At 41.9% G+C, this 25,074-nt stretch carries 22 protein-coding genes; 7 read left to right on the forward strand and 15 right to left on the reverse strand.

Translation table 11 applies throughout. The features are described from left to right. Positions 1-243: 243 nt before the first annotated feature. Positions 244-915 carry a sulfotransferase family protein gene (locus tag N39L_RS18590; RefSeq protein WP_014276012.1) on the reverse strand — a complete coding sequence of 224 codons (672 nt, stop codon included), beginning with the start codon at positions 913-915 and terminating at the stop codon, positions 244-246. A gap of 187 nt (positions 916-1,102) precedes the next feature. Further along, positions 1,103-1,501, reverse strand: coding sequence for an IS200/IS605 family transposase (gene tnpA / locus N39L_RS18595; RefSeq protein WP_014276013.1), 399 nt, complete (start codon positions 1,499-1,501; stop codon positions 1,103-1,105). Between the two features lie 77 nt (positions 1,502-1,578). Here tnpA and N39L_RS18600 point away from each other — a divergent pair, with 77 nt between their 5' ends. Continuing rightward, on the forward strand, positions 1,579-1,860 hold the full coding sequence (locus tag N39L_RS18600; protein WP_014276014.1) for an HU family DNA-binding protein: 282 nt from the start codon (positions 1,579-1,581) through the stop codon (positions 1,858-1,860). 140 nt (positions 1,861-2,000) lie between these two features. On the opposite strand, the gene N39L_RS18605 is transcribed toward N39L_RS18600, so the two are convergent. From N39L_RS18605 to N39L_RS18630, 6 genes are all read right to left on the reverse strand, one after another. Then, complete coding sequence (locus N39L_RS18605) at positions 2,001-3,209, reverse strand: sulfotransferase family 2 domain-containing protein (protein WP_014276015.1); 1,209 nt, start codon at positions 3,207-3,209, stop codon at positions 2,001-2,003. A gap of 70 nt (positions 3,210-3,279) precedes the next feature. Next, positions 3,280-6,078: a sulfotransferase family 2 domain-containing protein gene (locus tag N39L_RS18610; RefSeq protein WP_014276016.1), complete on the reverse strand. Its 2,799-nt coding sequence runs from the start codon at positions 6,076-6,078 to the stop codon at positions 3,280-3,282. An 80-nt stretch (positions 6,079-6,158) separates the two neighbouring features. After that, positions 6,159-8,663 (reverse strand): sulfotransferase, encoded by a 2,505-nt coding sequence (locus N39L_RS18615; RefSeq protein WP_014276017.1) that lies wholly within the window; start codon positions 8,661-8,663, stop codon positions 6,159-6,161. 116 nt (positions 8,664-8,779) lie between these two features. After that, positions 8,780-9,268 (reverse strand): glycosyltransferase, encoded by a 489-nt coding sequence (locus N39L_RS18620; RefSeq protein ID WP_231851952.1) that lies wholly within the window; start codon positions 9,266-9,268, stop codon positions 8,780-8,782. A gap of 44 nt (positions 9,269-9,312) precedes the next feature. After that, complete coding sequence (locus N39L_RS18625) at positions 9,313-10,365, reverse strand: methyltransferase domain-containing protein (protein WP_014276019.1); 1,053 nt, start codon at positions 10,363-10,365, stop codon at positions 9,313-9,315. A gap of 116 nt (positions 10,366-10,481) precedes the next feature. Then, positions 10,482-11,573 carry a glycosyltransferase gene (locus N39L_RS18630; RefSeq protein ID WP_014276020.1) on the reverse strand — a complete coding sequence of 364 codons (1,092 nt, stop codon included), beginning with the start codon at positions 11,571-11,573 and terminating at the stop codon, positions 10,482-10,484. A gap of 148 nt (positions 11,574-11,721) precedes the next feature. On the opposite strand from N39L_RS18630, the gene N39L_RS18635 reads away from it, so the two are divergent. From N39L_RS18635 to N39L_RS18655, 5 genes are all read left to right on the forward strand, one after another. After that, positions 11,722-13,314, forward strand: coding sequence for a tetratricopeptide repeat protein (locus N39L_RS18635; RefSeq protein ID WP_006619971.1), 1,593 nt, complete (start codon positions 11,722-11,724; stop codon positions 13,312-13,314). After that, positions 13,268-13,540, forward strand: a complete 273-nt coding sequence (locus tag N39L_RS18640; RefSeq protein WP_231851953.1) for a tetratricopeptide repeat protein — start codon at positions 13,268-13,270, stop codon at positions 13,538-13,540. Before N39L_RS18635 ends, N39L_RS18640 begins: the two co-directional genes overlap by 47 nt. Positions 13,541-13,552: 12 nt before the next feature. Next, positions 13,553-14,026 carry a tRNA adenosine(34) deaminase TadA gene (gene tadA / locus N39L_RS18645; protein WP_014276021.1) on the forward strand — a complete coding sequence of 158 codons (474 nt, stop codon included), beginning with the start codon at positions 13,553-13,555 and terminating at the stop codon, positions 14,024-14,026. 100 nt (positions 14,027-14,126) lie between these two features. Further along, positions 14,127-14,831, forward strand: coding sequence for a lysophospholipid acyltransferase family protein (locus N39L_RS18650; RefSeq protein ID WP_035735634.1), 705 nt, complete (start codon positions 14,127-14,129; stop codon positions 14,829-14,831). 5 nt (positions 14,832-14,836) lie between these two features. Continuing rightward, the gene (locus N39L_RS18655; protein ID WP_006619967.1) at positions 14,837-15,202 is read left to right on the forward strand and encodes a hypothetical protein; all 366 of its coding nucleotides are present in this window, start codon (positions 14,837-14,839) and stop codon (positions 15,200-15,202) included. 134 nt (positions 15,203-15,336) lie between these two features. Here the strand turns inward: N39L_RS18655 and N39L_RS18660 are convergent, their stop codons facing one another. From N39L_RS18660 to N39L_RS18685, 6 genes are all read right to left on the reverse strand, one after another. Beyond that, a complete protein-coding gene (locus N39L_RS18660) occupies positions 15,337-16,185 on the reverse strand; it encodes a hypothetical protein (protein ID WP_014276022.1) in 849 nt (282 codons plus the stop codon). 285 nt (positions 16,186-16,470) lie between these two features. Continuing rightward, positions 16,471-16,977 (reverse strand): hypothetical protein, encoded by a 507-nt coding sequence (locus N39L_RS18665; protein ID WP_231851954.1) that lies wholly within the window; start codon positions 16,975-16,977, stop codon positions 16,471-16,473. A gap of 133 nt (positions 16,978-17,110) precedes the next feature. After that, positions 17,111-17,542 (reverse strand): hypothetical protein, encoded by a 432-nt coding sequence (locus N39L_RS18670; RefSeq protein ID WP_006619966.1) that lies wholly within the window; start codon positions 17,540-17,542, stop codon positions 17,111-17,113. A gap of 488 nt (positions 17,543-18,030) precedes the next feature. After that, complete coding sequence (locus N39L_RS18675; RefSeq protein WP_231851955.1) at positions 18,031-19,029, reverse strand: helix-turn-helix domain-containing protein; 999 nt, start codon at positions 19,027-19,029, stop codon at positions 18,031-18,033. A gap of 480 nt (positions 19,030-19,509) precedes the next feature. Further along, entirely contained in the window at positions 19,510-20,682 is a 1,173-nt protein-coding gene (locus tag N39L_RS18680) for an LL-diaminopimelate aminotransferase (protein WP_006619964.1), read from the reverse strand. A gap of 251 nt (positions 20,683-20,933) precedes the next feature. Next, a complete protein-coding gene (locus N39L_RS18685; RefSeq protein WP_006619963.1) occupies positions 20,934-21,128 on the reverse strand; it encodes a hypothetical protein in 195 nt (64 codons plus the stop codon). 536 nt (positions 21,129-21,664) lie between these two features. Here N39L_RS18685 and N39L_RS18690 point away from each other — a divergent pair. Beyond that, complete coding sequence (locus N39L_RS18690; protein WP_014276025.1) at positions 21,665-24,331, forward strand: TIGR03960 family B12-binding radical SAM protein; 2,667 nt, start codon at positions 21,665-21,667, stop codon at positions 24,329-24,331. A 530-nt stretch (positions 24,332-24,861) separates the two neighbouring features. On the opposite strand, the gene N39L_RS18695 is transcribed toward N39L_RS18690, so the two are convergent. Next, positions 24,862-25,041 carry a hypothetical protein gene (locus N39L_RS18695; RefSeq protein WP_202070190.1) on the reverse strand — a complete coding sequence of 60 codons (180 nt, stop codon included), beginning with the start codon at positions 25,039-25,041 and terminating at the stop codon, positions 24,862-24,864. Positions 25,042-25,074 lie beyond the last annotated feature (33 nt).

Below are 25,074 nucleotides of genomic sequence, written 5' to 3' on the forward strand. Positions count from 1 at the left end.
AAGCGATATCTCGGTCAAAACACCTACAAATGCGTGTCTAGCCAACTTCAGCCAGTTTGTATATGCGTAGTGCTATAACATCCTGAAAACAAGGATTGGCGATCGCTCAATTTCAATATTGGCAGCAATTCCCCTCCCGCTAACTATGCACGAGTATAACGGGAGTCCCCTTGCCGCATCTAAGATGGAAGAAGGAACCCAACCTTCTTCCCCACAGGTTCCTAAATTATTAGACTGGAATACTTACATAATCTCTTCCAGTCGTCTCTCAAAAATTGACTGAGCTTTACAGTATAAGTCTAAGTCCTTCTCATTCTTGCTTTCTATCAGTTTCAAGGATTCAGAATCTAACTCGTACTGCTCATCAACTTTTTTTTGGGGGTTATAATTTATTTGGACATCCTTAATATCAAGGTTTGTCAGTTTATTAAACAGTTTAATAGAGTCACTATAACGCTCAGTAATTCCCACAAAAAATAACTGGTCAAGCTCTATCCCCTCAAGGGCTTTAGATTGTTGATTAGAAAAATGGGGATTGCTGAAAAATTCCTCCACAGATTTATCATACCCATAATGTCTACGAAAATGCTCGTAGTTAGATATAGATCGCTGAATTGGGTGTCGCAAGAAAGTAGCAAATTTTGTCCCGGGGTCTACAATTGGCTGATACTTAGCCACCTCAAAATGACCATATATAGCTTCAAAGCCCTCCGATTTAAATGATTTCACAAAAGATGTTAAGTCACCTTTATCTATCGTCTCATGTACCAATGGCGAAGTTTTTGGGTCAGCCCCATACTCAAAAATGCACTTGAGTTTTTTTTCGATTTGAGACCGAAAAGAAGTCCCAGCCGTTTTAGGGATATGAATAAATAAAAATGTATTATTTGGTAATTTTTCAGAGAATTCAGTCATAATTTTAATCTCTAAGTTTTTCCCAGCTAATTGACCATATTTGATTCACTGTAATGCATTATCTCACCAATCTATTGATATTTGTCTTAGAGTATCATATCACAGTATAAATGCGTTAACTCAGATAGTCTATTAGCTTCAACAGCAGACACATTGACAGTTATCGACTCGTCTGTTGGGTCGTATTTCATCCTCTTTTCCCTTGGTTTTTCACATAATCCTCAATAATCTCCTGAGAGATGGTCTCCGATGTCGAAACTAGGTAAGAACGAGTCCATATTGATGGTAGCACCAGCAAATGCTCAAACTCTTTACGGAGGTGACGGGCTGTATAGGCTTTGATTCGATGGATAATCTGATGCGGGGCGATCTTCGGCGGACAATCTAAAAATGCGTGGACATAGTTAGGGTGTATATCCAGAGTCAGGATTTCGACCTCCAAATCTGGACATACTTCTTCGATTAACTCCCTAAGTCTAATCGCTACCATCCCCTTGAGTACCTTACGTTTGCGCCTAGAACTCCAAACAAAGTGGTAGTTAATCAAAGATTTTGTTGTTAGATTGTGTCTATAGACTTGACACATAGACAAAAAGTTGTTATAGTAAAGTCAGTTAGAACAATAATCTGGCTGTTCCCACCTAATCATAGGAGTTTTTGGGTATGAAAACAAACGAACTCGTCCAGCGCGTCGCCGAAAAAGCCAAACTTCCCAAGAAAAGAGTTAGAGCTATTTTGGACTTGGCTTTTAGCGCTATCTCTGAGGAAATTGAGAGTGGTCAGCCAGTGGTGGTCAGAGGTTTAGGGAAATTTACCCTCAAAGAGCAACCAGCAAGAACCAAAACCAACCCAGAAACTGGTGAAACCACTGAAGTCCCAGCGCGTACAGTGGTTAACTTCCGGGTTATTAAACCCTCTAAGGATAAAGAAGAGGCCGATTCATAATAACAACATTTGATTAACCATTAACAGAGATAACCTGTTAGCATTATAGAACTTTAGGGGCGTATTATATACGCCCTACTGCTTTAATTTGGGGAGGGACTCTATAAATTCTAACCATCTCCATTTGTCGAGAAACTTTATTAACCTCTGATTTTATTTAAGTCATCTCTCCACTTGAGCATATCTTTTTCTATTTGAGCAAGTGAAGGTTGAGACGGAGCCTGAGAAGTCAACTCTAAATCTAATTCTGGCTTGTACCCAAATATCTCAAAATCAGCGCGGTAAATATTAGCAATATCCCGAACTAACTCCTCAGAGTAGAAATATTTGTAATGTGGAAATAATTGCTTTCTCGCCTCAGAAAACTGAATATGGTAACATTCCTTTTTAAATGCCGAATCCTTCGGAGTGCGATGAAACTCTAAGGATTTGCTAATTTGGCTAAGTGGAGAAGGATTCAAACCTAACTTTTTCTCTACTTCTTGGAAATCATTAAATAAGTTCTCAACTTTGATAATATAGGGTTTGATGATACCCATCTCAATTAAAGGATGAGCTTGAAGCTGATGGTGAATATTGCAATTTCTAATATCCAGTGATTTTAAATACTGGACAAACTCATCAAAACAAAAACTATTTTTACGGCCGATCTTTCTTCCTAAAAATTTTGATATTGCGCGATCATCATATCCAGTTTTAATAGCGTGGATATAGCTACTAACTGCACGAGAGAAAGGATCTCTAACCAAACATACTATATTTGAATTTAATATGCCGTCTACTTCTCTGATATGTTTTTTGTATTGAGGATCTTGGGTAAAAACTTCTGATCTATACCTATGAGGAAAACGATGGTAGGATTCCACCTCTTGATAAAGTCCGGCATGATAAAAAAACCACTTTACAGCAAAGCTACAAGCACTTTTAGCACAGAAAATTAAAGTTAAATTCAGCGATTTATTGTATATAGTTTTTGCCTGATTACGAAGCCATATTTTACGAATTTCATGCGGAGATAGCTTTTTGTAAAAATTCAGATAAGCCACTGATTGGTTGGATTCCCTACTTTCTAAGTCACTGGTTCCCAGTATTTCTCCTGTATCTTTCAAGGCTAACTGTATTTGAGAGCCATCTGGGAAATTATAGGGAGATAAATCAAAACAAAAATTCACCCGTAGATTATCACTATTCCTCTGGAAACGTTTAGGTTTAATCTCCTCAGAATTCAACTTTTGACCATTAATTAATACAACAATATCAGATGGTTTACAACCTCCTGCGTCAGGTAATATCCAGCCTCTGACAATTCCCTGGCTTTCTAAATTATTCCAGTTTACAGAACTTTTCATTTATGGGCTTACCTCAATTGATTTAGGAACTCTATAAATTATAACAATCTCCGTTTGGATTGAAACTTTATTAACCTCTGATTTTATTTAAGTCATCTCTCCACTTGAGCATATCTTTTTCTATTTGAGTAAGTGAAGGTTGAGACGGAGCCTGAGAAGTCAACTCTAAATCTAATTCTGACTTGTACCCAAATATCTCAAAATCAGCGCGGTAAATATTAGCAATATCCCGAACTAACTCCTGGGAGTAAAAATATTTGTAATGTGGAAATAATTGTTGTTTAGTCCACCTGAACTTGGTTTTATGGCACTGCTGTTGAAAGCCGTGATTTCTTGGTCTTTTATGAAAATCTAGAGATTTGCTAATTTGTTCAAGTGGAGCCGGACTAAGACCTAAAGTTTTTTCGATGTCTGCAAAATCATTAAATAAGTTCTCAACTTTGAGAAGATGGGGTTTGATGATATCCATCTCAATTAAAGGATGAGCTTGCAGCTTATGGTGAATATTACAATTTCTAATATCTAGTGATTTTAAATACTGCACAAACTCATCAAAACAAAAACTATTTTTACGGCTGATCTTTCTTCCTAAAAATTTTGATATGTCGGGATTATCATATCCGGTTTTTATAGCGTGAAGGTAGCTACTAACAGCACGAGAAAAAGGATCTCTAACTAAACATACTATATTTGAATGGATAATTTTATTGGTGGCTCTGAGCTGTTTTCTGTATTTAGGATTTGCCATAAAAACCTTGGCTTTATACATATGGGGCTGAGGATGATAAGATTCCACCTCTTGATAAAGTCCTGCATGATAAAAAAACCACTTGAGACCAAAGCTACAAGCACTTTTAGCGCAGAAAATTAAAGTTAAATTTAGCGATTCATTGTATAGAGGTTTTGGCTGATGATTAAACAATATTTCACCTACTTCATGGGGAGATAGCTTTTTGTGAAAATTGACAGAAGTCACTGTTTTGTTGGATTCCCTACTTTCTGAGAATCTTCTCTCAAAAAGTTGAACACCAGCTTTGTATAACTCTAGATCGAGAGCATTATTTTCAACGACCAAATCTAATGTTGATTGAGGTAAGTTTTGTATAAAGTTTTCAATTTTAGGGTTTTTGTTGAGAGTGAGTGATGGTACGGAAGTTTGAGAAATACGATTAAAAAATTCAACGGACTCATTATATTTCTCTGTGATTCCCAAAAAATATAAGTTTTCCATATCTATGTCTTTTAATACTATCGATTGTAAATTAGGTCGTTGTTTGACAAATGTCTCAACAGTACCTGAATAACCATAATGATCATACATATGAAAATAATTAGATAAACACCGCCGAATAGGTTCTCTAAGAAATGTAACTAATTTGAGACGACTACCGAAAATAGAGCAATAATGCTTTATGTCACGTTGATTAGCACCTCCTATATGTCCTCCTATGACTTTGATTTTTTTCTCATCAACATAGTCTTTAAGCTGTAAGGGACTGGCAGATTCCCCGTAAATTGAAGATTTAATGATTGGACTTGTGACTGGAGATTCAATGCCATAATCATAGATAACTTGAGAAGGATTAAATTGTTTTTCTAATCCCTTTCTAAAAGAGGTGCCAGCAGTTTTAGGAATATGAATAAACAAATATATAGTATTATCATCACATGATGGGGAACTTTGTTCAATAAATTGACTGGTTCCTAGTATGTTTCCTGTATTCCTAAAGGCTAACTGTATTTTATCTCCATTTTTCAGATTATATGGAGATAAATCCAAGCAAAAATTAACCTGTAAAGTATCACTATTCTTATGGAAACGTTTAAGGTTAATATTCTCATCAGTCAGTTTTTTGCCATTAATTAATACTATAATATCTGATGGTTCACAAATTCCGTATTCAGGTAATATCCAGCCTCTAACAACTCTTTGAGTTTCTAAAGTCTTCCAGTTAACAAAACTTTTCATTTTTGCACTTACCTCATTTTTTTGTGAGCTAATGTCAAAGATAACATTTTTGTCATATTTGCCGACTTGATAATCTTGTTTGTAGATTTCATAAACTGAATTGATGATTTTATCATTGATAAATTTTCGGTATAAAGTTTGGGTGTCTATATTAGACAAATTTTCTTCATCAAAAATATTCAAAGACAATATATCCACAGAAAATAAATCATCAAGTTTGAATTGTTTTAATATATCATAATATTCAACATTTGAGGTATCTTGGTTTCTATAATTGATGGTACTATTTATCTGAGGAGGAACATAATCAATATTAAAAATATTGTTCAACTGATTAATACCTCCAACAAATTTTTCCTGTTGAAAAATATAATCAAAGGAGAATAATTGAGGATTATAACTATCATAAACTTGCGTATCCCAATGATGATCTATCGGTTTATTTTTGCTTTTATTGAGTTTAACATAATCAATCAAATCACGAAATCGAATCCCTTTATAGTTTTGGTCAATATCCCAATTATTATACTTGTATATTTCTTGAACTACTTTTTTTGAAAAGGGTTCTAATTTATGAAATTCATCCAATATTTTACCATTATAATAAACAAACTTATTTAGATAAGCACTGATCAATCTTGACATGGGATGTCTCATGAATATAACTTTCAAGTAACCATCATAGTTGCTAATCTTTTCAAGATCTTCATAGGTATTGATTGACCTAAAAAAACCCTGTTTAGCTAACAATGTCCTGGGAGCTTGTTGTGGCTTTTTGTTAGAAGTGAGGTTCCCCAGTAAACCGTAATATAACCAATGGGTTATCGCTGTACAGGCACACTTAGGAGACCAAAATAATACTAGCTTTTTGTCGTTAAAAACATAACACTGGCGAGGCATAAATTTTATCTCTGATTATACTAAACAACAAAACTCAATTCATCAAATATGCTAAAAAAACATAACTTTCCTAATTTGCTCTAAGTGACGGGTTTGGGATTTGAAAAGTTGCTGACTAGAACGGGTTTATTAGCCATGACCAATTTCATCAGTTTTTGCCACTCCGGTAACTTGGTTAGCGACTCAGAATTAAACGGGATGTTTTTCTCAGATGAGAATTGCTCAAAACTTCTTAGCCAATCTAAAATCGTCTCTGAGGGAGAGTCGTTTCGGAATTTCCAAGATTGTCTCAAACTTACAATCATTTCATCATAGTTCCCCATTGTATATGAAGACCATGCCTTCCATACTAAAAATTTGTAATCCACTTGTTTGTTTGTCTCTCCAGTCGGGTTGAAAGAACGCTCTAAACGCAACCTAACCAGTTCTTCTTCTATTTTTAACTGTTGGTCTTGCGACCTTTGTAACTCCTCTTGGGTTTGCTGTAGTTGATGTTTAGATGATTCTAACTCCTGTTCAGTAGCCTGCAATTTAGCCTGATACTGAGCGATCGCTTTTTCCATCTCATCTTCCTGTGTACTCGCCGCCGCCAAAAGTTTTTCGTACTCCTCAATTTCCTGTTCCCATTGGGTTTTCTCCTCTTGGGTTTGCTGTAGTTGATGTTGAGATGATTCTAACTCCTGTTCAGTAGCCTGCAATTTAGCCTGATACTGAGCGATCGCTTTTTCCATCTCATCTTCCTGTGTACTCGCCGCCGCCACAAGTTTTTCGTACTCCTCAATTTCCTGTTCCCATTGGGTTTTCTCCTCTTGGGTTTGCTGTAGTTGATGTTTAGATGATTCTAACTCCTGTTCAGTAGCCTGCAATTTAGCCTGATACTGAGCGATCGCTTTTTCCATCTCATCTTCCTGTTCAATTGATTCTTCCCAAAGTCGTTCCCACTCTTCCAGTTGATTCTTATACTGGGTTTGTTGTTGCTGACTTTCAGCTAAATACAATTGACATATCTCCAAGTTCCCTTGAGTTTGATGTAATTGTACCAGAGTTCGCTGATGATTTTTCTCAACCTGGTTAAGTTTAACCAGAGACTGACTCAATTGGATCTCAGTTTTCTCCAGTTGTGGCTCAAGTCGTTCTAATTCTGCTAGATACTTATGTTGTTGAAACTCCGCATATTCTAGTTTACCTTGGGTATCATGAAGTTGAGCAATAGTTCGGACTCGGGTTTTGTTCCCTTGTTCCAGTTTTAGCCTTGATTGACTCAACATCATCTCAGTTTTCATCAGCCGAGACTCAGACTCATTTAGTTGAGACTGTAGTTGATGTTTGTGGCTTAAAATTTCTCGGTTTTGTTGCTCCGACTGTTCCAGTTCTTCCTGCGTATGGTGTAACTGGGATTGATATTTCATCACATCCCATTGAGTTTGACTTAACTGTGATTTGGCTTGATCGAGTTCTTCCTGAACTTGGCTAAACTGCGATCGCAATACTGTCAATTGACTGTGAGACTCCTGTAAAATCGACTCAGTTTTTTGCAGTTGGGTGTGAGTTTTTTCTAAAATCTCTTCCGTTTGTTCCAACTGAGACCTTAACTGTTCTACAATCGACTCTGTTTGCTGTAGCTGAGACCTAGTTTCTTCCAATTCATCGCGAGTTGGGTTTAACTGAGACAGAGTTTCTTCCAGTTTAGCTTGAGTCCCTTCTAACTCAACCCGGAGAGACTTATTTTCGGCTGCGGACAGTCGATAATTCGCCCAATCTCTGAAGGCCCAAGCCATATAGGGAGAAGACTTAATCTGATTACTCCATGATAAATCTGGAGTTTGATTAGGATGCCATCCCCGACTCTCTAGTTCCTGATACATTTCTATGGCTTCAGGAAAATAATAATCGATTAAGCTGGGACGTTGACCATCTTCTGAACTATTCGTTTGCAGTAGGGAGGCATCATAAACAGCCGGAGAAGGATTAGTTAAATTTATCCCAAATTTATGATTGATTTCTGCTACATATTTATCTTGATATTTAACAATCGTTTCAATATTTGCCAACAAACACTTATCACCATATTTATTATAAAAGTCTAATACATTCTGATTATAAAATACCCAATATTTAACTGCTAATTCTGGTTGATTTCTAAAAATTTCATCTCCTCGGCGGTACAGAGAATCTATCACATCCCAGGGAGAACGGTAAATCAACAGAAACCTAGCATCAGGTAATAACTCCGCCCAAAAATCTAAAAATAGCGTCGTCCGAGGTTCTTTCCATCCCCAAATATGACTCAGAGAATTTTTGTCGACAATGGCATTAGCTCGGTCGATAAACTCTTCGGGAACATCTAGGTTATCTTGTAATGTCCAACCATCTACATTAACACCCTGCGATCGCAATAAATCTAGGTGAAATTCACAAAAATCAATATTCTCAAAGTAGCCTTTGGGGTTAAACTCGGTTCCCTGCATTAGCCGACGACCAATGTGCAACCCAGCACTTTGCAATAATGATGCGGTCAAGGATGTACCTGAACGGTGCATTCCTGTAATAATTAAAACCTGGGATTCGCTTTTTTTATCTGGCATGGTATAAGTGGGGATTTATCTTTATATTCTAAATGAATGGCAAATATAGCGTTTATTAAGGTTCATAACTGACTACCTACCAATCCTGACAGTCTAGCCCGCAAGTCGGTAGGAGTCTACCATAAATCATCGAGATGGTTCAGGATTTCCATAAATGCTGTCCGTTCTTTGATTAAACCATGTTCAGCGACCGTTTGAAAGGCTGCTTTTTTGACCAGAGACTTCCGCACCTCAGAAAAGGCGATCGCCTCTTTGATGGCTTCTAACAGCCCTTCCACAGTATACTTGGGTCGCAGACAATTGTAACCTGGAAAACAGAAACACCGATTCCCAATACAATCTGGACAGATAGTTAGTGTCCCCATGGCCATAGCTTCGGGGGCGGGAAGGTAAAATCCCTCTCCCTCTTCGCGGTTAGGCAGGAGTATCGTCATTTTAGCACGGTTGAGGTACTGTAGATAATCCCTTCTGGGAATTAGGGATGTCAGCAGTTGCACCCCATAGCCCATTGCTGTTAACCTTGGTGGTAACTTGGGAGCATGAACACGAGTCCATTGACCTGACGTGATTCTGCCAGATAGGTTCCCACCTCTGGGTTGACCCATTATTAAGTCTCACTATACTACTCACCAATATTCAACATTCAACTTCACTTAAAATCATCTACTATTTTCTTGAGTTTTTGTTGATAATCTGTCAGACTACTTCGCAGAGATTCTAACTTAGGTAAATTACTCACATCTACAGTTTCAGATCTAGTTGCGGAAGTGGGAGTTGAGGAAGGAAGATTAGAATTGATCAGTCTACTTTTTAAGTCGGGAAACAAACTGTAAATATCGGGGGTCCGGCTTTCTCCTTTCCAGAGAATACACAAAAAGTCTAGATATCCTTGTTTAGTTTGATAAACTTCTGCTTTGGCAAAATTCACCAGATTATATTTAATTAACTCAGATATCACATCATAGAAATGTACATCCGTGAAAATATTGCAATGAGTATCAATATATGACTCTTTAGATTTTTCCGCCGTCGAGATTAGTTGTCTGACATCTCTGGGGACGCGAGACAGTGACTGGCTGTTAGTTTTGCCAGCCCACACATCACCAAGATTTAAGGGTCTATTGTAATAGTTAGAATTAAATACATGACGAAAAGACGGTCTTTCTAAGTTGTTAAAGTTGTTTTCTAATATCTCCCCCAGGCTGGTTAGGGGCTTCAGTACATCGAAGGTATAACGCTTATCAGGGATGACGAAAAAAGCTAAACCAGTATCCTTTAATAAATCAGAAATCTGATTCAAAAAACCAATCATGTTGGGTGTATGTTCCAGAACATGAGAACCAATTATATAATCATGTTTCTTGGGAATATCACTCAGATCTATTTCTGACAAATTGTATGTTACATCAACCACAAAATTGGCGCGATGACCAGGAGTATCCCTTGCTAGTTTCTTTAACTCTTGTGTTGTCCTATAGTCCGCATAGCTGATGTCTCCATGACCTGGTGTGAAAAATGGCCGATCAAAGGCTCCTATTTCTAGCCCTGTAGTAGTTTTGACATCTATAAGATTAGTCAGTACACTTTTATAATACAAAAAGCGATGGTGTTCCCTAGGATTTTTAGGAGGTGAATTAGTCTGATTAGGTTTTGGCTGGTTTGGTTTCAAGGGTGAAGCAGATGGTTTTGGAGATGGCTGCATGGTATAAATGTCGGTTTATCTTTAGTTTATAAGTGAATGGCAAATATAGCGTTTATTAAGGTTCATAACTGACTAGCTACCAACCCGGACAGCCTAGCCCGCCAGTCCGTGGGAGTTTACCATAAATCATCGAGATGGTTCAGGATTTCCATAAATGCTGTCCGTTCTTTGATTAAACCATGTTCAGCGACCGTTTGAAAGGCTGCTTTTTTGACCAGAGACTTCCGCACCTCAGAAAAGACGATCGCCTCTTTGATGGCTTCTAACAGCCCTTCCACAGTATACTTGGGTCGCAGACAATTGTAACCTGGAAAACAGAAACACCGATTCCCAATACAATCTGGACAGATAGTTAGTGTCCCCATGGCCATAGCTTCCAGGGCGGGAAGGTAAAATCCCTCTCCCTCTTCGCGGTTAGGCAGGAGTATCGTCATTTTAGCACGGTTGAGGTACTGTAGATAATCCCTTCTGGGAATTAGGGATGTCAGTAGTTGCACCCCATAGCCCATTCCTGCTAACCTTTGTTGTAACTGTTCGCCTAGTTCCGGTTGTTTCAGGGCCGAAATCAGGATTTCGATATCCCGTTGGGGGTCGGGTCGGGGTTCGGGGAAACTACTGGTGTCTAAGCCATTGGGGATAATAAACACGGGTCCATTGACCTGACGTGATTCTGCCAGATAGGTTCCTACTTCTGGGCTGACACAAATGCGGATCGCTTTATGGTTGAGAAACTGATAGCGAGGATTATCTGGGTAGGCGTGCCGGATGTGCTGAATTAGATTAATAATTGGTATGGGGGAGTTGTGGCGCTGGGTGGCTGGTAAAAATTCCCAGTCCATACCGTCCATAAAGATAATTTGGGGATCTGATAGCGGTTTAGATAAAATTAGTTCCTTGTCAATATTGAACCAGGGGTTATTAGCATCGATCGCACTTTCGGGAGAAAAATAAATCTGGGGTAGGTAGTCCTGGGAGTGGAGAATATGATTAAAATAATCCCAGACCTTTAAATGACCTCCGGTTAGTCCCCCATAATCTCGATAAAATAAAATAGATTTTCGCTGTGGTGAGCTAGGTGGTATAATTGCGGGCGATGGACTACCCTGGGCTGGTAACTTTTCCATCTGCTCAGAGATTTGTTCTAGCCAGGACTGCGATCGCTCTAACTCAGAGTCGATTTGCTCTAATTTTTGGCGGTCAAATTCCATAAATTATGTACAATTGGGAGGGATGGCTCGATTCAGTAGGGGGATGGGAACATCTAATTAAACTCTGGGTCAGTCTCTAGGGCGGGTCATAACCAACAAATATCAATCATCTGTTCTTCCATATCAAAATATAGTAAAGAAACCGAACATGAGCGTCACTTCCTTCGACACAGCCAATCAACTCCTAAGAAAAGGTCAGCTAGACGAGGCGATCGCATCCTATAATCAGGCGATCGCAGAAAGTCCCCAATCGGCTTGGTATTATCATAACTTGGGGGAAGCCCTCAGCCAACAGGGAAAAATAGACGAAGCTATTGCAGCCTATCGTCAAGCTACCGAACTTAACCCTAATTCTGCCTGGTCTTATGATAATCTGGGAACCCTCCTAAATCAACAGGGTAACTTACCAGAAGCCGTTAGTTGTTTCCGCAAGGCTATTGAACTTGACCCAGATTTCTCCGAATTTTACCACAATTTAGCCCTAGTGCTGATTAAAGAAGGCCGCCTAGAGGAGGCGGTTTCCCTATTACAAAAAGCCATTGAGTTAAAAGCCGACGATGCCGAATTATACCACAGCTTGGGTAAAGCCTACCAGCAACAACAGCAATATTCGGAAGCAGTTACAGCCTATCGTCAGGGGTTAGAATTAAACCCTTATTGGTCCGACTGTTATCTGAGTTTAGGTCAAACTTTGGAGGCTTTAGGAGAAACCGAAGAGGCGATCGCCTCCTATCGTCGCTCCTACGAACTTAATCCTAGCCTATCAGAAGCCCTGCCCAAATTGCAAACAGTCCTAGAGTCCCAAGGACGCTGGGAGGAATTAGCCACCCTCTACCGTCGCTGTTGTATTGTTGATCCTAACTCAGCCACCAGTCATAAATACCAGGGGACCGCTTTAGCCAATAGTGGAAAGCTATCAGAGGCGGCGGAGAGTTATCAGAAAGCCTTAGAGTTAGACCCGAATTTGGTAGAAATTCTGCAACCCCTAGGACAGGTTTTAACCCAATTAAATCAATGGGAAGCCGCCGTTGACATATTCCAAAAAGCCACCCAAGTCGATCCTAACTCCGCTTCATTCTACCATCAATTGGGGCAGGCTTTAGCTAAATGCGATCGCCTCTTAGAAGCACTCGCCGCCTATAAACGGGCTTCAGAATTGCATCCCACTTCCACCCCAGTCCTGTTTGATTTAGGTCAGGCCTTGACTAAACTTTACCATTGGTCCGAGGCGATCGCCACCTATCAAAAAGCCTTATATCTTAATCCCCCCAACCAGGCTGAAATTCAAACCCATCTACAGGAAGTCCAGGACAAACAGCGCCACCTAGACGAGGAAATCGCCGCCTATAGCGACAGCCATGAGTTTCATCCTAATTCTAGCGAATCCTACGAAAAATTCGCACAGTTTCTCAGAAGCAAGGGAAAAATTGAAGATGCGATCATAGGATTTCACCAAGCCTGTATTCTCAATCCTCAGTCAGCCGTAGCCCATCATCAACTAGGTTATACCCTCGCTCGTGGTCAACGCTGGGATGAGGCAATTCTAGCTTATCAGAAGGCGGCCGAACTTAATCCCTACTCTCCCCATGTGCAATATCACCTGGGAGAAGCCTTGGTTGAGGAAGGACGGTTAGACGAAGCGATCGCTCATTTTAAACAGTCCATCACCATTGACCCAGAATTTGAAGAGGGTTATGATGCTCTCAGGCAGGCGATCGCAAAAAAAAAAGGTAGCCTCTAAAACCGATCCGATTTCTCATTATCGGCATTTACTCCAAGCCAGTCCCAACAACCCTGATCTACATCAGGAGTTGGGACAGCTTTTGCATAGCCAGGGTCAAACCCAATTAGCGATCGCCCATTATCAAAAAGCCATAGACCTTCAGCCAGGACCCGTTCACCTGTGGTTTTATCGCAATTTGGGAGAAGCCATGTTAACTACTGATCAACATTTTAGGCTACCTTAGCCAGAGTTTCCCATGCAGCCAACCTACACCACCCATAGTCATTGGATGCAACAGGCCTTAAAACTAGGCGCAGCAGCCGGAGAAGCCGGAGAAGTCCCCGTTGGTGCCCTCATTGTCAATCAACAGGGAAAACTCATTGCCCAGGGAGAAAATCGCCGAGAACGCGATCCGGACCCCACCGCCCATGCTGAAATTATAGCATTGCGCCAAGCCAGTCAGGTATTAGGAGATTGGCATTTAAACACCTGCACCCTATATGTCACCCTAGAACCCTGTCCCATGTGTGCAGGAGCCATTCTCCAAGCTAGGATAGGTTTATTGGTCTATGGTGTCGATGACCCCAAAACTGGCAGCATTCGCACCGTTTGCAATCTTCCAGACAGTCCCGCCTCCTATCATCGTCTCCCTGTCCTTGGGGGTATTCTCGAATCATCCTGTCGCCAACAACTGCAATCCTGGTTTGCTCAACATCGCGCTAATATGTAACCATTGAGACAATCTAATAACTGTCATCCTCTCCCATGACAGCAGGGGGTTAGAGGATTTACCTTAGACTTATAGAGTTTAGAAATCACAAATCATGATCATGGTAACAGTTGAATCGATTAAACCCTTGTCTAATTCACCTCCATCTACCCAGACTAAATCCTCTGATGTCGCACATTGGTTAACTTCTATCGTTTATCCCCTGGGACGCTATGGGGTTCTTCCCTTCTATTTTAAAAAAATTACCGTCACCGGACAGGAGAATTTACCCAAAGACAGTCCCCTAATTTTAGCACCCACCCATAGATCCCGTTGGGATGCTTTTATTGTACCATTTGCAGCAGGTCCTTATGTCACCGGACGAGATTGCCGGTTTATGGTAACTGCTGATGAAATGAAAGGACTGCAAGGGTGGTTTATTCGCCAAATTGGAGGGTTTGCGGTTAATCAAAAACATCCGGCGATCGCCAGTCTTCGATATGGCGTTGATTTACTACGTCAGGGAGAAATGTTAGTCATTTTTCCAGAAGCTGGCATTTTTAGGGATAATCAAATTCACCCCCTCAAAGCCGGATTAGGTCGTTTGGCAATTCAGGCTGAATCACACTATCCTAATTTAGGAGTTAAGATTGTGCCTATATCTATCCATTACAGTCCCAATATTCCCCATTGGCGGTCTGAGGTTAACGTCACAATTGGGAAACCCCTAGAAGTCAAAGAATATGCCACCGGTTCAGCCAAAAAAGAATCTATCAGGTTGATGTCAGACTTAAATCAGGGTTTAATCGATATTGATAGTTTCTAGTATATATGAATAATTTACCTCAATTTAACTCCGGTCAAATTGTAGCTATTGATGCTCAAAATACCTCTGTTTATGCCGAAGTGATTCAAGTGGTTATGGTGCGCCGAGTCTGTTGGGTGCGTCCCTTAATCCTCGTCGAATTTACCACAGAAAATCAGCCCATTTGCTATCATTTGCGAGACAGTGCTGATTTGATTTGGCCCTTGGAGTTATTTAGGGTAGCTTTGGATACAGAAGTAATACCTTTTTTAGTCGCATTAAATCCCCCAGAACAAAAGCCGGAAATGTTACCCAGAAACCATCAACTTTTTCGAGAGTTTATTTCCCAAATTTGGCTCAATCATTCCCAGGTTTTTCGGGAAGTTAGATAAAGATTCCCTTTTCTCTTGACAAATCCTAGGAATTGACTTATACTTATATCATGGGAGAATGTGGCGGCATATATATGGCTTTCCTTGAAGGAACCGAAGACCTCCACCACCAGATTAATCTAGTAGTTGTATATTTAACTCCTCCAACGTCTCCGAATTTTCATCAATAGTAATAGTATTAGGTAAAAGTTGCCGAAACGTTGGTTAAGATGCCAATTTAGAGTTTCATCTGTATCAACACTGACACGGATATTAGTAGAAAAATTGCGCCTACCCCAAAAATATTGCAGACCCAAACTCGAAGACCTATCTAAATCCCCACTCCCCAATAATGTCAATCCCCGCAAAAGTCTCCAGTTGAGACTATACCAAGTTCTCTCAAAATCACTATTAAAAGTTGCATAAAATTGTCGAGAGTCCCAAACTATATCAGTAGTAATATTAACATCATCCCCCAGAAAGCCAGAAACCCCAACCCGCAAAGGTGTTCCTTTCGGTTGATCAAAAACTTCCGCCAAACCACGGGTAGATGAATCATAAATCCCACCTAAACCCACGGTTAAATCTTCGGTTATTCCCCAACGTTGAGAAACTCCGGCATTAAATTCGGTAAATTCTCCCCAGAAGTCATCACCTCGATTAAAACGACGCTGTAACCCTCCAGAAATTACCAATGCTGACGCGCCTTGAGGTAATTGTTCTGGTAGAATGGTAAACCTAGCTTCTTCTATTTTGGGTTCACTAATGAGAGAGCCGCCAGGGTAAAGTAAAACATAGTAATTTCTGCCAACCTGTCTACCTACAGGAACATTATTAAAACGGTAAAAGCCAGAATTATCGACAAACTGTTCTGCTATGACCTCCCCACGATAACGACTCGAAACCAGTTGTGCTAAAGTTCCTGGTTCAGCATTACCTGTTACTGTGGCGGTAACTTGTTCGGGTTGCAAACGTTGACTAGGGTTGGCGGCACCACTACCCAATAATGAACTAGGGGAATATCCCCGCCTTTGAATGGTGGTAAATCCCCAAAAGTCACCTGTAGTCCTTTGGTCTCGCCAAAATCTCCGTTGAGAACCTAAAAAATAATCGCTATATTCAGTTTGGCGGATGATTTGAAATTCGGATAATCGCCAGGTTTCGCTGTCGGTTATGTCTCCCTGATTAAGCGTGAGAAACCAACTACTATCTAAAACTGTTCCGACGGCGGATAGGCGACCTGTGTTGTTCAGGTCAACACCTTGGTTTTTGGTAAGATTAACCCGCTGTTATATTATACCAGTGTTAAAGTTGGGGGGGGAAATTTCTGGCAATCCTTCTAAAATTACTGGCGGTCTTTCCCGGCTGCTTCTTCTCCCCCTTCTGACTTCGGGGACCTCAAAAATAATTGCATATTCCCGAAAACTAAATTCTGATTTGATATCAAATAAGTCTTGAATATCTTGCACGGAAAGGACTAACCCTAATTCGGGGTCGTTGCGAATTTCATCGAGGTTAAGGCGGACAATTTTAAAGGGCGATCGCAATTCGACTTCATTATCTGATATAACTGTAGATGTAAACTTTATGACCTGCAAAACTTCACCATAAGGAATTAGCCAATTCCCAAAATTTATCACCTCATTATCCGTTACTGACCCGCGCACAAATACCCCAGTTTTAAAATTGCGCCTACCAGCATTTAAGCCAATCATAAAAATCGTGAATTCCGGTGATTCTGGGGTGATTTCCTCTGTGATGTCTGGGACAAGCAGATTGTATCCACAAATTTTCAACAGCCATCAGGGTAAACAACTGCCCCAAAATAAACACTTATAAATATTTGGCATAACTCAGTGTTAAAACTGCCTTAATTGCCGTCAAATTATGGCAGTATTTTACTGATAATATACTCCATTCATCACCATGTTAAGGAACGGCTAATGTTACGCTGAATGGGATTTTGTTATTCCGGTTTACTCCCCAAGCCAAATTCCCATAAAGTTTATAATCTCCCGGTTCAAGGGGTTGATTAGAATTGATATTAACCAAACGTTCTTTTTCCGCAATCACCGTAGTATCTACACCACGACCACTCTGGATTTCCTGATTTCCTTGAGAAATTACCCATTCTGGTTGCACAATCACACTGGCTTGTCCACTATTACGAACCAATAAATGTAAACGATTCGATTCGGGATTATAGCGAACATTAACAATATCTAAATCGTGATAAATATCTCCCTTGCGAACATAGACTGCTACCCCAATTTGGGGAACAATAGTCGTCCTTAATACAAAATTTCTGGTTTCATCTGTTTGTTCCTCAATGATGGCTTCTAAATTTTCGGTAATTAGCATTGCTCGATATTCTCCGTCGGGTCAACTCGGTCGCATATCAAGCAGATGTTGCATTGTGCAGTAAAAAACTGATTAATTTATTTACTGGCAAGGGTTTCAGCTTTTTTTAAATCAAACGCCCTTTTTACGGTTGCACTTGACCATCTGGGAAAACTCGGATGTTAACTGGGTTAAAGAAAAGAAGGCAGATTAGACGATCGCCCGCCTAGAACATTCTCTATTGATGGGATGTGTGGCAAAATCAGGGTCAGAATTAGGGATGTTGGGGATTCTGAATCAAAAAGCCCGTCTTAGTTGACTTCCCCGCAACCGAGACTCCCGTAACAGAACAACATCACAGGGATGATGCCTTTTTTAAGCCTTCCCAAACTATCCCTAGTGTTAGGGGTAGTTTAGGAGTGCTTTTGACTAGACCCTGAAGCAAGCTAACAATGTTATTGAAAGCTCTAACGATTGGCGATATGGCGATGTTTATATCGCATCTGAAACTAAGATATCATACTTTTTCTCATTTTTATATCCGATTTGTGCAACTTTTTCAGGGTTGAGGGGTATTCTCCAAAATAACGATGGAATTGTTCGGAAAATCGGCCCATGTGGGAGAAGCCGTAGGCGGTGGCGATCGCATAAATGGTGGTGGGGTTTGCACTACGTCCGCAAAGTTCTTCCCGGACGGCGTTTAGTTTGCGGGCGCGAATATATTGCTGTACCCCTACCCCGGTAATTTCCTTGAAGGCGTATTGTAGGGATCTCAGGGAGATGCCAAGCTGTTGACATAACTCCTCATTGGTAAGGTTTTGGCGTAAATTATTGTCGATGATCGCCTGTACTGTTTCAAAGATCCAATACCGTCGAGAGGGTTTGAAAATTTGGCGATCGCCACGCTGTTCAAAGGTATAGTCTAATAATTCCCGAAACTGACACAAAAATTTTTCTCGCAACAGTGCGGCTTCCTGGGGAGTCAAAAGACCTCGACGATACAGACATTCAGCCCTAGGAAACCACTGCTGCATAAATCTGGTGAAGTTGGCAAACCTAATGGGGTGGACGGTCAAAACTGCTTGATTGGGGTCCTGGCTATTTTCCCAAAATTTCTCTGGTAGTAAATCCAGGTTGGCGAGGAGTTCATCATTGAAACAAATATATACACCATGCCAACCCGGAGGTAAACTTGATGTGTATTCGATTTGGCTGCGATGAACGGCGATCGCATTACCAATGGGGTCTGTATAGCCCATCCAAGACAATAGGGGATGATGGGGATACAAGCCCAGGGAAAAATGGGTTTCTCCTTCGGGAATTACATGGTGATCGCTAAACAGATTTTCTGTGAAGAAATGCGCTATTTCTATCCCCGGAAAAGCTACTTCTCGATGTTCGAGCCTAAATACTCCTTCTCCTAAATGGAACCCTTCTATCCAGGCGGGTAACACTTCACTCTGGGAGTCTACCGCCAAGGCTCGGCGAGCCTTGTACTCGGCACACATGGGCTTATACAAGTCTATACGGTTGACCATAATCAGTTTCAATATATCAGGATTAGCTGCAACAACCAAGAATAATAATTGATGATACAACTGTTAAATTTGCCTTCATACTACCAAAATTTATCCCCGATAATTCCATCTTTTATCTTGACAAACTCCCCTACATTGACATATAATAATAACATGGAAAAATGTGCGGGCATATATATCAGTTTTTTAGTTATCCTTGATATATTCGGGCATCTTCCATCCTCCTGCAAGTATCTGTAATTTACGCAGTTTCTGAGACTAATTCCAGCACCACATTTAGGACGACTCAGGAGTGGATATATTTACTATTTCCACAAGTCACCAATCTATCTTTCCTAGTCGATATCTGGGATGGGGTTCTGCTGTTAATTCCCACGATAAGATGAATCACCCCCCTTTCTGGAGAGGGAGAGATGGTTGGGGTTAGAGGAATCTAAAATGGCGGCAGTTTTACTGATAACGTATTCCCGCATTTCCCATTCTGTCTATGGCTTCTTGAATGCGGCTTTCTTTATTGGTTAAAGCAATTCGGATAAAACCCTCTCCCGCCGCGCCATAACCGTTGCCAGGGGGGACAATCACCCCACATTTCTCTAAGAGTAATTTGGCAAAATCTGTGGAAGTGTAATTGCTGGGAACAGGTACCCAAATATATAATGTGGCTTTGGGTGGTTCAATTTTCCAACCCAGAGAACGCAATCCTGAAATGACTAAATCGCGGCGATGTTGATAGATATCATTCAGCTTTTGACGGTCTGATTCTGGGGTCAAATAGGCGGCGATCGCCGCTTTTTGAATAGCCTTAAACACACCGGAATCTACATTGGTTTTAACTTGGCTTAATCCCTTAATCCCGATTTCATTACCTACCACAAACCCAATGCGCCACCCGGTCATATTATAGGATTTAGACAGGCTATGAAACTCAATAGCAATATCTTTCGCACCGGGAACCTCTAAGACACTTGGCGCTCGATAACCTTCATAACACACCTCAGAATAGGCGTGATCATGACATAGTAGAATGTCGAACTTTTGACAAAAATCTACCATGGTGCTAAAATCTTCTAAGGTCGCGATCGCACCTGTGGGATTATTGGGGTAGTTTACCCAAAATAATTTAGCCCGTCTAGCTATCTCCTCTGGAATTGCCTGTAAATCTGGTAAAAAGCCATTTTCCGGCTTCAGGGGAACGTAGTAAGGCTCTCCCCCAGCGAATAGGGTGGAAGTGCGATACACTGGATAACCCGGATCGGGGATTAAGACAATATCCCCCCCCTCCACAAAGGCTAAGGCTGTGTTGTGGATAGCTTCCTTAGAACCCACAGAGGAGATAATCTCGGTTTCTGGGTTTAAGCCAGTGACACCAAAGCGACGAGACATCCAAGCGATCGCCGCCTCCCGGTATTCTATCATACCCCGATAGGGTGGATAATTGTGGTTGGAGGGGTCTTCGATCGCCTCGTGCATAGCCACCCTGATATGATCCAAGGTAGGCTGGTCAGGATCACCCACTCCAATATTTATTATATCTACCCCTTGAGCCACCAGTTCTATACGTCTCCGGTCAATTTCAGCAAACAGGTAGGGGGGGATTTTTTCTAAACGTTTAGCAAACTGCATTATCACTCACTGGGGTTGGTTCATTAGATATAAGCCAGAGAATTATACCAGAAAAATCTTACAACCTACCCATGAACAGCAGCAAATGAACGGCGATGCAAACCCAGTTATCGCCTTAATTACAGGCTTGTCGGTTAAATTCTTGCCAAAAGAAAATCGGCAGTAACAACAACTCTAAATTAAATCCTACACAATGGGACAGTTTCGGGTTCAAGGGGAACCAGCTTGATTAACTGTGTTAAGTTCCGAACCTAGGGACTAGGTATTAAGCGAATACGTCCGGCATCCATTTCGTCCATCAGTAATTCTAACGCTTCATAATCCACATCGGAAATATAACCCAGTCGAGTCAGTTCATAGTTAATCCCGTTTTCAATTTCCGGGGTCAGGCATCTAAAGTAAAGTGCTTTAGATACCAGTTTTCGAATTCCATTAGTGGCTGACATGAGTAGTCAAGTAACTCAACTTATGTTAATTCTCCAACCAATAAACAGTCTGGCTGGTGATCTGCATCTCCATAAATATGTGATCTAAATCACGCAGTCTGGCTATTGGGGGTTGGTGATAGCAGAAATTAAGATGCTGCTATATTATGAGACAATCAAACAGTTTTTATCTGTGTTGTTTTATACACTTCTTATCATCTCATGACAAGTTCAGTGCCTATCAATAAGTTAACAAAAACTTAATCTTTGTGCCACCGATAATATCATATCTGCCCATAAAATCTAGCCCGATACCGGAAACATAGACAATATCCACCCTATTTTGATTGACAAAATCACCATATCTATCAACTAATTATCAGCCCCAAATCTCCGCAAATATGAAGCCACCAAGTCCTGTAGTGAATCAGGATAAATTTAATCTGTCAGAATTGCACCCATCATGTATAATGGTGGTATATGCGTCATTTCTGAGCCGAACATCATCAAAACATATCCGTAAAGATTGCCGATTTAAGAATCAGAAGAGGTAGAAAGTGGCAGTTCCAGTCAAAGAATTAATCACACCAGAAATCAACCAGCCAGCGAGATATTTAGGTAATGAATTAGGGGCGAAACACAAACCCTGGGAATCAGCGGCTGTGCGCTGGTCTCTCACGTATCCAGAAATCTATGAGGTAGGAGCCTCGAACCTAGGACACATAATCCTCTATAATATCATCAATGCCCAGCCGAGACAATTATGCGATCGCGCCTATTTACCGGCCGCCGATCTTAGCGCCAAACTGCGAGACACCCAAACCCCCCTATTTGCGGTAGAGTCCCGCCGTTCTCTGACGGAATTTGACATTCTCGGGTTTAGTCTCAGCTATGAACTAGGGGCCACGAATATCCTAGAAATGCTAGATCTTGCCCACATTCCCCTAACCTGGAAACAAAGGCAGGAGCCAAATGGACAAACCCCCCTAGGAGAACTTCCCCTAATCTTTGCCGGTGGCCAAACCGCCACATCCAACCCGGAACCCTACGCGGACTTCTTCGATTTTATCGCTTTAGGGGACGGAGAGGAACTCCTCCCAGAAATAGGTTTAGTGATAGAAGAAGGGAAAGCAGCCGGGTTAACCCGGGAACAGCTACTCTTAGACCTAGCCCAAGTGCCAGGGGTATACGTTCCCCAATTCTATGATATGGCGGCGGATGGGTCAATCCATCCTAACCATCCCGACGTACCTGCAACCATTATCCGTCGGGTAGCGACTCCGATGCCTGCCTATTCGATTACAATGGTTCCATTCGTGGAAACAGTTCACGATCGCCTAGCCATAGAAGTGAGACGAGGTTGCACCCGTGGCTGTCGTTTCTGTCAACCGGGAATGTTAACCCGTCCGGCTAGAGACGTAGAACCCGAAGCGGTGGTAGAGGCGATCGCCAAAGGGATGAAAGCAACGGGATATAATGAATTTTCCCTATTATCCCTAAGCTGTTCAGACTACCTATCATTACCCGCAGTAGGAATGGAAATCAAAAACCGCCTGCGTGACAGCAATATATCCCTATCCCTACCCAGTCAACGAGTCGATCGCTTTGACGAAAACATTGCCAACATTATCGGCGGAACCCGCACCAGTAGCCTGACCTTTGCACCCGAAGCGGGGACCCAAAGAATGCGGGATGTCATCAATAAAGGACTAACCAATGAGGAGTTATTGCGAGGAGTCCAAACCGCCTACGAGCAAGGTTGGGATAAAATCAAACTATACTTTATGATCGGCCTACCGGGAGAAACGGATGCTGATGTCCTAGGTATCGCGGAAACCGTCCGCTGGTTGCAGCGTCAATGTCAGGGACACCGCCGCCGCCCCCTAAGCATTAACCTGACCATTTCTAATTTTACCCCGAAACCCCATACACCCTTTCAATGGCACAGTGTATCGACCACAGAATTTCAACGCAAACAGCAATTGCTGAAAGCGGAATTTCACCGCCTCAAAGGGGTTAAAGCCAACTTTACGGACGTGCGGATCTCGGCTATGGAGGACTTTATCGGTAGAGGCGATCGCCGACTAGCACCCGTAGTCCAACGAGCCTGGGAACTGGGGGCCGGAATGGATGCTTGGTGGGAAAGCCTAGATCGTGCCTTCGCCGCCTGGACCCAAGCCATAGAAGAGTCTGGGTTAGGCTGGAAATATCGGCAAGTAGAAGCCGGGGAATGGAACCTCATGGAAAAGGCGATCGCCGAGGACAGCCACGACCACAGCCACCGTGAACAACTACTAGACCAACCTCTACCTTGGGACCATATCAACACCGGAATAGACAAAAACTGGCTGAAACAAGACCTACAAAGGGCGATCGAAGCGGCCACAGTTCCCGACTGTTCTTTCGCCGCCTGTTCCCATTGTGGGGTATGTGGCCCAGAATTAGGTCATAACGTGGTATTTACACCCCCACCCATTCCCGAATTTACGGGTCATTTCGTCCCCCCTTCCCAACGAGTCCAACGGTTCCGAGTCTGGTTTGGGAAATTAGGAGAGATGGCATTAGTCGGACATCTTGACCTGATGAAAGTATTTGATCGCGCCGTCAGACGCGCAGAATTGCCCATATCCTTCACGGGAGGCTATCATCCCGGCCCCCGTATATCCCCCGCCAATGCACTGCCTTTAGGAACCACTAGCACCGGGGAAATCGCGGATTTTGACCTAGCCGAGACTATGGATATACAAACCTTTCAACGGGAATTATCCGCCTGTCTCCCGGACAACTTACCGATTTATCGGGTCGAAGAAGTGGACGTTAACTCGGCGGCGATCGCCCAAACCATAGGACAAGCTACCTATATCATCCATTTACAAGCCCAAGATGAAACCATTACCCCGAATCATTGGGCCAGTTGGGTGGAGGCTGTACTGAACAGTTCAGAAATGTTGTGGGAAAAAACTACCAAATCAGGTAAAATCAGAATTATTAACCTGCGGGAGCAGTTATTACAACTAGAGGCGATCGTAAAGGAAACAGTCAAAATTCCACTATGGGAATTAGACCAACCCGCCCCAAACGCTACCCTGTTGCGTTATTTGGGAACCTGTCGCAATGATGGCACTCAACTGAGACCTGAGCAAGTAGTCTATATGCTAGAACAGGTTAGCAGCCTGGAATTGCAACTAATTTCAATCCATCGAGAACATCTAACTTTAGCCTAAACCAATTTTCTCGTAGCGTCAGAGTGAGGCTATATCAATCTTGGCCGGACAATTTTCGGCTGACGCACCGCAGATTACAGATTCGGCTGGTTTAGGGTATAATGATCTAACCTGTAGAATACCTAATTAACCCTACTACCTGGGATTAACTTAGGCAATTGGGTTTAGGGTGATCAGAAGAATGGGTCTAAAACCCTGTTGTTCTAGGACGGCTTTGTTCTCAAATAGATGAAGTCATAAGGATCAAGACCCGTTGAAATAGCTACGATGAGAGCGCACCTAGACAGTTCCGAGGGGCAATGTTTAACTACATCCCTGAAGAAAACCAGCTTTGGGCTTGAGTAGAATTAAACATAGTCGCCCGAGGACATTGGGAGACTCTAAACGGACGCAGAGCGAGGGTAAGACTACTTCGGTAGCACATTGCTGTGAAGCGTCAAGGAATCCTCGCTCCTTCAGGGCGAGGAGGTATGTCAAGGCTATCGAATGGACAATTTAGGGAGTATTTAACCCCCGCTCAATTGCCACTCCTATCGAGACCCACCCACAAGGGGATGGAGTTTTTCGGAGGAAGAGCATGAATTAGAGCAAAAGTTCCGGAGGAGCATCTCGAACCGACAATGGCTACTATGGCGAGTCCCTTGCCCTTTTCTCAGCAGATGATTGCTGCGGGTGCGATCGCACGCTTCGCGAACGATTCTAGCAGCCACCACAATATAAGGCCCACGCAGATGCGCGTGCCT

It is taken from the genome of Limnospira platensis NIES-39 (assembly GCF_026000695.1).
Taxonomy (GTDB): domain Bacteria; phylum Cyanobacteriota; class Cyanobacteriia; order Cyanobacteriales; family Microcoleaceae; genus Limnospira; species Limnospira platensis.